The following is a 1,247-nucleotide window of genomic DNA, read 5'->3' as shown; positions in this document are numbered from 1 at the left end:
CTGAACTGGCCTAATGATTTTGGACACTTCAATCGGGCGCTATGATGGCGCCCAAATCCGAGGTGTTTTGGTTATGCGTAAATCTTATTCCAGTGAGTTCAAACTCAGGGCAGCCAGCATGGTGCTGGACGAGGGACAGTCGGTTACCGAGGTCTGTGCCAGTTTGGATATTGGCCCTACGGCCTTGCGCCGTTGGGTTGATCAGGTTCGCAAGGAGCGCTTGGGCTCGACCCCGCAGGGCGCCAAGGCGATTACCGCTGATCAGCGAGAGATTCAGCAGCTCAAAGCGTTGCTCAGGCAAAAAGACCTGGACATCGAAATCCTAAAAAAGGCCAGTGCTCTCCTGCTTTTGGACTCCAAAGATCATTCACGTTGATCAATGAGCTGGACGGGCAGTACGGCGTTAACAATTGCTGTCGGGCGTTTGGAGTCAGCCGCAGCAGCTTTTATGCCTGGCGTCAGCGCCAAGGCAAGGTGAAGCCTGAGCGGGAGAAACTTAAAGCCGTGCTGGTCGAGCATCACAGGGAATCCAGAGCGTCCGCAGGGTCTCGCACTCTTTCCAAGGAGCTGCAAGCAAAGGGGCATCGTGTCGGGCGACATATGGCTCGCAGTTTGATGCGCGAAGCCGGTGTTGCCAGTCATCAGCGGCGGCGGCACAAGTACAAATCTTCCGGCGTGGAAGCGCTGGTGGCGCCGCATGTGCTCAAGCGCAAGTTTGATGTTACGGCGATCAACCAGGTGTGGTGTGGCGATGTCACGTACATCAAGGTCGGCAAGCGCTGGATGTATTTCGCGGCGGTGCTGGATCTGTTCGCTCGACGGATCGTGGGCTGGTCGTTTTCAATGATTTCCGATGCCACACTGACCTGCGAAGCGTTGCGAATGGCGGTCGAATTGCGAGGCCGTCCAAAAGAGGTGCTGTTTCACTCTGATCAAGGCTGCCAATACACCAGCCACAAATTCAGGAAGGAGATGCGCAAGCACGGACTCCTGCAAAGCATGAGTCGTAAAGGTGAGTGCTGGGACAATGCCCCGATGGAGCGTTTCTTTGGGAGCCTGAAGTCGGAATGGGTGCCAGAAGACGGCTACAGCTCCGAACATGAGGCCCGCGTGGATGTGCAGCGTTATGTGATGCGATACAACAACGTCAGACTCCATAGCTACAACGACTACCGGTCGCCGGTAGCTATGGAGAAACTGGCGGCTTGAAAACCGTAACTGGTGTCCAGAATTACTTGACCAGTTCA

Annotated in this window: 2 protein-coding genes; both read left to right on the top strand. The window is 55.3% G+C overall.

Annotated elements, in window-relative coordinates; translation table 11 throughout:
- Nucleotides 1-73: 73 nt before the first annotated feature.
- Nucleotides 74-376 carry a transposase gene (locus tag ACW9HW_RS30100; protein WP_457402969.1) on the top strand — a complete coding sequence of 101 codons (303 nt, stop codon included), beginning with the start codon at nt 74-76 and terminating at the stop codon, nt 374-376.
- Entirely contained in the window at nt 373-1,209 is an 837-nt protein-coding gene (locus ACW9HW_RS30095) for an IS3 family transposase (protein ID WP_457402967.1), read from the top strand. Before ACW9HW_RS30100 ends, ACW9HW_RS30095 begins: the two co-directional genes overlap by 4 nt.
- The last annotated feature ends 38 nt before the right edge of the window (nt 1,210-1,247 follow it).

The organism is Pseudomonas sp. SDO5532_S415 (genome assembly GCF_054071155.1).
Note: the sequence above shows the minus strand (reverse complement) of the source record. Positions and strands in the feature narration are given on the sequence as shown.